The sequence below is a fragment of the Bacillus sp. ISL-45 genome (genome assembly GCF_018613195.1).
In the GTDB taxonomy this organism is placed as follows: domain Bacteria; phylum Bacillota; class Bacilli; order Bacillales; family Cytobacillaceae; genus Mesobacillus.
The window spans coordinates 21,039-28,314 of the sequence record NZ_JAGGQQ010000018.1; the positions used below are offsets into that span (position 1 = coordinate 21,039).

Sequence of the window (7,276 nt, forward strand, 5' to 3'; positions counted from 1 at the left end):
AATACATGATTGCTTTTTTCGGTCAGTTTTATCAGAAACTGCGGGAAATGCCTGATCTTTAATGCGTTTTTTGCTTATAAAAGCTGAAAATATACTATTTTACTGGTTTGAAAGAAGGTGACAATGTGGGAAAAATCATCGCGATTGCGAATCAAAAAGGCGGAGTCGGGAAAACGACGACATCGGTGAATCTTGGTGCTTGCCTTGCATACATAGGAAAGAAAGTGCTGCTTGTTGATACGGATCCTCAGGGAAACGCTACCAGCGGTGTGGGGATTGAGAAAGCGGATGTTGAGCAATGCATCTATGATGTTCTTGTTGACGATGTTGAAGCTAAAAATGTAATCCAGCCAACAGCCGTAGAGAATCTATATACAATTCCAGCGACCATCCAGCTTGCTGGAGCGGAAATTGAGCTTGTGCCCACGATCTCAAGGGAGGTTCGCTTGAAGCGGGCCCTCGAGGAAGTGAAGGATCGTTTTGATTATATTATCATTGACTGTCCTCCGTCCCTTGGTTTATTGACACTGAATGCTTTGACGGCTTCAGATGCCGTCATCATCCCTGTCCAGTGTGAGTATTATGCTCTGGAGGGACTAAGTCAGCTCCTGAATACTGTCCGCCTCGTACAGAAGCATTTGAACCAGGATCTGAAGATTGAAGGCGTCCTGCTGACGATGCTGGATGCGCGTACGAATCTTGGTCTCCAAGTCATCGAGGAAGTGAAGAAGTACTTCCAGGACAAAGTGTACAAGACAGTCATTCCAAGGAATGTCCGGTTGAGTGAAGCTCCAAGCCATGGAGAGCCAATTATCATATATGATCCAAAGTCCCGCGGGGCAGAGGTTTATTTAGATCTTGCAAAGGAAGTGGTTGCAAATGGCTAAAGGCTTAGGTAAAGGATTGAATGCTTTCTTTAACATGGAAGCTGAAAAAGAAGAAAAGGTTCAGGAAATCAGCATCAAAGAAATAAGGCCGAATCCTTATCAACCACGAAAAGTTTTCCAGCCGGAAGCGATCGAGGAATTGAAACTATCAATCCAGGAACATGGTATCCTTCAGCCGATTATTGTCAGGAAAACTATAAAAGGCTATGAAATTGTTGTTGGGGAAAGACGTTTCCGGGCAGCGAAGGAAGCAAAGCTTGAGACAGTTCCGGCAGTTGTCCGCGAATTGAATGAACAGCAAATGATGGAGCTTGCCGTATTGGAGAATCTTCAGCGTGAAGACCTGAATCCAATCGAAGAGGGTATCGCCTATCAAACCTTGATTGAAAAGCTGAAGCTCACTCAGGAAGAGTTAGCGAAAAGGCTGGGCAAAAGCCGGCCGCATTTGGCAAACCATATCCGTTTGCTGTCGCTCCCCCCTAAAATCCAGCAGCTGATTTCAGATGGCAAGATTTCAATGGGGCATGGACGCGCGCTTCTGGGGCTGAGAAAGAAAGATAAGCTTCCGATCCTGGTGGATAAAATCCTTAAGGATGGAATGAATGTCCGCCAGCTTGAGCAGCTGATCCAGCAGATGAACGAAGTTGTTCCACGTGAAACAAAAAAGGAAAAAGTGACAAAAGATGTTTTCATCCGTGAACGGGAGACGACGCTTCGAGAGCGTTTCGGGACAACTGTAAACATCAAACAATCCAAAAACAAAGGGAAGATTGAAATAGAATTCTTCTCAAAGGATGATCTCGAACGGATTCTGGAACTGTTAGATCAGCAAAACTCCTAAGCTATCAATTTGATGGCTTCTTTTTTTACTAGGCTCTTTTCGTAAACTTTGATGCTTTCTCAACCAAAAGTAATCCTTATTAAGAAGTCTCCTCGAAAAGAGCCCCGACCTCTTTTTTAGCGCGAATATAGAACATGTACGAAAAGCAACAATTAATGCGAAAACAACTTTTACATACGCGTATCATACAAAATCTGAAGATAGGTGAACAATATGTTTTTACTTGGCACCATTGTAAATGGGTTATTGATTATCATAGGGACCCTGCTTGGCCGGCTATTGACAAGAATCCCTGAAAATATGAAAGCCACAGTCATGCATGGCATCGGGCTTGCCGTCATGGTATTGGGACTGCAAATGGGCTTTAAAAGCGCCAACTTCCTGATTGTCATTTTAAGTCTGGTCATTGGTGCAGTGCTCGGGGAAGCCTGGAAGCTGGAGGATAAGCTGAATTCAGTTGGAGACTGGCTTGAAAAAAGGCTTGGTTCAAAAGGGGAAGGAAGTATTTCACAGGGATTTGTGACGGCGACCCTGATCTTTGTCATTGGCGCCATGGCGATTATCGGCGCTCTCGACAGCGGGATTCGCGGCGATCATGACGTCCTCTATACAAAGGCCATCATTGACGGCTTTACTGCATTGATTCTCACTACAACGCTAGGGATTGGTGTTCTTTTCTCCGCCATTCCGGTTATGCTTTACCAGGGGACGATTGCATTATTCGCGACTCAAATTGATAAGTTTATTCCACAGGCCTTGATGGACAGCTTCATCCTTGAATTGACTGCTACCGGAGGCGTCATGATTTTTGCCATCGGCCTGAACATGATCGGTTTGACAACAATCAGGGTTGCGAACCTTTTGCCAGGTATCCTGGTTACTGGCGTTCTTGTCACCATTTCACATTATATGATTGGAGTTTAAAATTGAAAAATGCCTGGATAGCCTCCAGGCATTTTTAGACTTATTATTCGGCAACCGTTGGCTGCTCGGTTTCAAGGTCCCAGTTGATTTTAGGCCATTCCTGTTTCTTAGGTAGCTTCTGGCTGCTCTCGAAAATACCGTTCGCGATTGTTTTTGCCATTTTTAAAACGAGGTTCAACCTGGTGTTTTGCAAGACAAAGAATTCCATGAACCCGCTGACATTGACGATGCCTGTAATGTGCATATTGCCGACCTCAGGCAGTTCCTTATTCACTCCGGCACCTGGCTTGACTGGCCCATTTCCTACCTGGATGGATCCGACGCTTTTTAATCTGCCCAGGCAGGCGTCTATGCCGATAATAAAAGGATTGAAGTGCTTTTCTTTAATTTCTGCCAGTTTAGCATCCATATTGACAGCATGTATCGGGTCATCGAGAGTTCCATATACATGGTAAGGCGCAATTTCTTTTTCCTCGAGAAGCGTTCCGATTAGCGGACCCAATGAATCACCGGTAGAGCGGTCAGTTCCAATACAGACAAAAACAATTGGGCGTGTGCTGAAATTAGGCAAATGGTCCAGGATTTCAGAAGCCAGCTTTTCCGCAGCCAGCTCATCCTCATGGTTAATTTTTGCCAGATTGTTTTTCCGCTCGAAAAAATGGTTTTTGAGATTCATTGGATCAACTCCTTAAAAATTCGTACTATCAGTATACGGACTTTTTTTGTAATCTATACATACCTGTAAACAGAAAGATTTAAACAGGGTCTTTTGGAGCAGTGGATTTTTTTTGGAGGAAGAAGGACTTATTTTTTATGAAAGACTTTATAATGGTTGAGTGCCTATCATAAAATGATTATTCTATATTAAAATAATAAAATGCTGACTTTGAATGAAACCTTCATACTATCTACTTATACCACCAACTTGCAGAAACAGCCTTCTTTAACTACATTATAAAACTTGTTAAAATGGTTGTGTTTGTATGAAATCTTCTACTTTGTTACATAACGTATGATATTGTAAGCATGAAATTTACAGGCGGGTGAAAATATGACTAAAACGGAAGAAAGTCTTACGAAGACAGAAGCGTTTTTTAATAAAATGAGTCAAAAGCTGATGGATGAAGATCTCTGGTTTGCAGTCGGGGAAGGTACCCTGAAAATCCTGGCGATCCTGATCGTTTCCGTTTTGCTGATTCGAGTTGGCAAGCTTGCGATCCATAATGTCTTTAAAATGAAGACAAGGGGGCCAATCAGGGTCTCCGAGCGGCGGGAAATGACTTTGATGAAGCTGCTTGAAAATGTATTGACATATGTTGTCTACTTTATTGCAATTATGTCCATTCTTGCGGCGATGACGATCGATGTCAAGGCAATGCTTGCCGGTGCCGGGATTGTCGGTCTGGCAGTCGGTTTCGGGGCACAGAGTCTTGTAAAAGACATCATTACTGGTTTCTTCATTATTTTTGAAGATCAGTTCTCTGTAGGTGATTATGTCCGGATCGGACAATTTGAAGGAACGGTGGAGGAAATTGGGCTGCGGACGACGAAGATTAAAAGCTTTACAGGGGAAATGAATATCCTTCCTAATGGCAGCATCATAGAAGTCACCAACTTCTCGATTTATAACAGTGTTTCGGTTCTCGATATAGGAATTGCTTATGAAGGGGATATTGAATACGCTGAAAAAGTACTGCAGGAATATCTTGATACAACGACTGAAAAGTATCCAGAACTGGTGAAGGCACCTGAGCTTTTAGGCGTCCAGCAATTTGGCGCTTCAGAGGTTGTCATGCGGATTGTCGCGGAAACACTGCCGATGAAACACTGGTATATCGGAAGACAGCTCCGCAAGGATATCAAGCTTCTGCTGGATCAGCACGGAATTGAAATTCCATTCCCAAGAATGGTTATGTACTCACGCCAGGAAGGCGGAGAGCAAAAAGAATTAGGTAAATAAACAAGGAGGTTTTAAAATTGGAGCACGAGTTTCAACTTAATGATGTTGTTGAAATGAAAAAACCACATCCTTGCGGCACCAATAAGTGGAAAATCATTCGCCTTGGCATGGATTTCCGAATCAAATGTGTAGGCTGCGAGCACAGTGTTTTGATTCCCAGAAAAGAGTTCACTCGAAAAGTAAAGAAGGTTTTATCGAAGCAGGGAGAATAATCCTGCTTCTTTTTTTGGCCTTCTTGTATTATTCTTATAGATAAAATTAATGAACATATAGAGAGAACGTTGGGAGATGAGGAAGTGGCGACAGTACATCATTCAGCATGTCCATTGAATTGCTGGGACAGCTGCGGTTTCCTTGTTACCGTAGAAGACGGAAAGGTAACCAAGGTCGAAGGCAATCCAGATCATCCAATTACACAGGGGAAAATTTGCGGCCGCGGCAGAATGCTTGAGAACAGGGCGAATTCCGAAGACAGGTTGCTCTATCCTCTGAAAAAAATAGATGGCAGATTCCAGCAGATTTCCTGGGAGCAGGCGCTCGATGAGATTGCTGGAAAACTGGCCTATTATAAAGAAAGCTTTGGGACCACCTCCGTATTGCACAGCCATGATTACGCCAACGGCGGTTTGCTATCCAATCTTGACAGCCGCTTTTTCAATCTGTTTGGCGGTGTGACTGAATTGACCGGTTCCCTTTGCTGGGGAGCGGGAATTGAAGCGCAGAACTGGGATTTTGGCGATGCCTACAGCCATGCACCAGAGGATTTGAAAAACAGCAAGCATGTCGTCATCTGGGGCAGGAATGTCGCCCGGACGAATATGCATCTTTTCCAAAACCTCCAGGCTGCGAAAAAGAATGGAACTCAGATCTATGTGATTGATCCTATTTATAATGCTACGGCCAAGCTGGCACATCAATATATCTCCATTAAGCCAGGTTTTGATGGACTTCTAGCGGCGGGCATCATGAAAGAGTTGCTCAGGATGGATTTACAGGATGGCGAGTTCCTGGAGAATCATACAGTAGGGTTCGCGGACTTAAAAGCATTGCTCGATAGTGTTTCATTAGACTATATCTGTGAAGTGACAGAAGTTCCGGCCGACATCATTACCCATCTGGCCGAGGTATATGCTGATAAGCCGGTTTCGACCATTATGGGACTTGGTATGCAGCGCTATGAAAATGGCGGAAATACGATCAGGCTGCTGGACGCTTTGGTCGCTGTCAGCGGCAATATCGGCATTCCAGGCGGAGGCGCGAACTATGCGAACAAGCAGGTAGGACAAAGTTTTGACTACCAGAATATGACCATGCCAGAACGGAAAAAGTCATCACGTACGTTTACAATGATGAGGCAGGCAGAAGAAATTTTATCAACAGTTGACCCTGTGATTAAGATGGGAATCGTAACCTGTGGTAATCCGCTGACTCAAGTTCCAGATACGAACAGAGTGCGCGAGGCTTTTGAATCGCTCGAAACCCTCGTTGTGATTGACCATTTCATGACGGATACAGCAGAGCTAGCGGATTATGTGCTGCCAGCTGCGACAGCCTTTGAGGTAGAAGATGTATACTATTCTTCTATGTACCATCATTATGTGAACCACGGCCCGAAGCTGGTCGAACCGCCGGGAGAAGCGAAGCCTGACGCATGGATATGGGCTGAACTAGCGGCTAGATTAGGCTTCGGTGACGAGTTTGATTTTACAAGAGAAGAATTCATCGAGATGGGTCTGGCATCACTGACTGCAAAGGGAATCAGCCTTGATAAAATCCGTGTGGATAAATTTGCGGAACTTCCCGTGGATAAAATCCCTTGGGCAGACAGGAAATTCAAAACGCCAAGCGGCATGTATGAATTCACATCTTCTGCAGCCGCTGACGGGAGGATCAAACTGTCACTGCCAACAGAAACAAAGTGGACGAATCCAGAGCTGGCAGAGAAATATCCATATACTTTGCTGACGATCCATCCGCTGCGTTCCAACCATTCTCAGCATTTCCACCTGTTCCAGCCAGAGCCGTATGTGAAAGTCGAGATCGCTGGCAGCGTGGCTGCTGAAAAGGATTTGAAAGATCAGGACTATGTCCGGGTGTGGAATGATAGAGGCGAACTGAAAGGAACTGTTTCGATTTTAAAAATGGCCCATCCGGGAACGGTGAATATTGATGAGGGATTGAGCGCCCGATTCGGTGGTTCCGTCAATCAGCTGACATCCAGCCGGGAATCAGACAACGGACTTGGAAGCACACTCTATGATTGTCTGGTCAACATCGAAAAAACTGAAAAAGAATAAGGTTCGTTTTGCCGCACTTTTCATTGAGAGTGCGGTTTTTCTTTTTCCGAAACAGAGGGACCGATAATTCATTGGCACCTGAAAACTTAGGCATTCGGGGCAAGAGTTTGCCAATGGTTGTTGCTGGTGCGCAGAAATTTGGGAAGGGTAGGGCTCGAGTCGAAAGATACCCTTATGCAAGCCAATTCACCTTCATAAGGGTACGATTCAAGCGGAAAGATGCCCTTATGCGAGCCAATTCACCTTCATAAGGGTACGATTCAAGCGGAAAGATGCCCTTATGCGAGCCATTTGACCTTCATAAGGGTACGATTCAAGCGGAAAGATGCCCTTATGCGAGCCATTTCACCTTCATAAGGTACGATTC

General features: G+C 44.6%; 7 protein-coding genes. 6 read left to right on the forward strand and 1 reads right to left on the reverse strand.

The features are described from left to right. The first annotated feature begins 125 nt into the window (after positions 1-125). The 3 genes from J7E35_RS19080 to J7E35_RS19090 all read left to right on the forward strand — a co-directional run bounded on the left by J7E35_RS19080 (position 126) and on the right by J7E35_RS19090 (position 2,652). A complete protein-coding gene (locus tag J7E35_RS19080) occupies positions 126-887 on the forward strand; it encodes a ParA family protein (protein WP_214782584.1) in 762 nt (253 codons plus the stop codon). Further along, positions 880-1,728, forward strand: coding sequence for a ParB/RepB/Spo0J family partition protein (locus J7E35_RS19085; protein WP_214782590.1), 849 nt, complete (start codon positions 880-882; stop codon positions 1,726-1,728). The genes J7E35_RS19080 and J7E35_RS19085 overlap by 8 nt, the downstream gene beginning before the upstream one ends. A 213-nt stretch (positions 1,729-1,941) precedes the next feature. Continuing rightward, positions 1,942-2,652 (forward strand): DUF554 domain-containing protein, encoded by a 711-nt coding sequence (locus J7E35_RS19090; protein ID WP_214782593.1) that lies wholly within the window; start codon positions 1,942-1,944, stop codon positions 2,650-2,652. A 43-nt stretch (positions 2,653-2,695) separates the two neighbouring features. Here the strand turns inward: J7E35_RS19090 and yyaC are convergent, their stop codons facing one another. Beyond that, positions 2,696-3,328, reverse strand: a complete 633-nt coding sequence (gene yyaC, locus J7E35_RS19095) for a spore protease YyaC (RefSeq protein WP_214782596.1) — start codon at positions 3,326-3,328, stop codon at positions 2,696-2,698. A gap of 375 nt (positions 3,329-3,703) precedes the next feature. Between yyaC and J7E35_RS19100 the strand changes: the two genes are divergently transcribed. The 3 genes from J7E35_RS19100 (at position 3,704) to J7E35_RS19110 (ending at position 6,909) form a co-directional block, all read left to right on the forward strand. Then, positions 3,704-4,612: a mechanosensitive ion channel family protein gene (locus J7E35_RS19100; protein WP_214782601.1), complete on the forward strand. Its 909-nt coding sequence runs from the start codon at positions 3,704-3,706 to the stop codon at positions 4,610-4,612. Positions 4,613-4,629: 17 nt separating this feature from the next. Then, entirely contained in the window at positions 4,630-4,824 is a 195-nt protein-coding gene (locus tag J7E35_RS19105) for a DUF951 domain-containing protein (protein ID WP_214782604.1), read from the forward strand. Between the two features lie 84 nt (positions 4,825-4,908). Beyond that, the gene (locus J7E35_RS19110; protein WP_214782607.1) at positions 4,909-6,909 is read left to right on the forward strand and encodes a molybdopterin-dependent oxidoreductase; all 2,001 of its coding nucleotides are present in this window, start codon (positions 4,909-4,911) and stop codon (positions 6,907-6,909) included. The last annotated feature ends 367 nt before the right edge of the window (positions 6,910-7,276 follow it).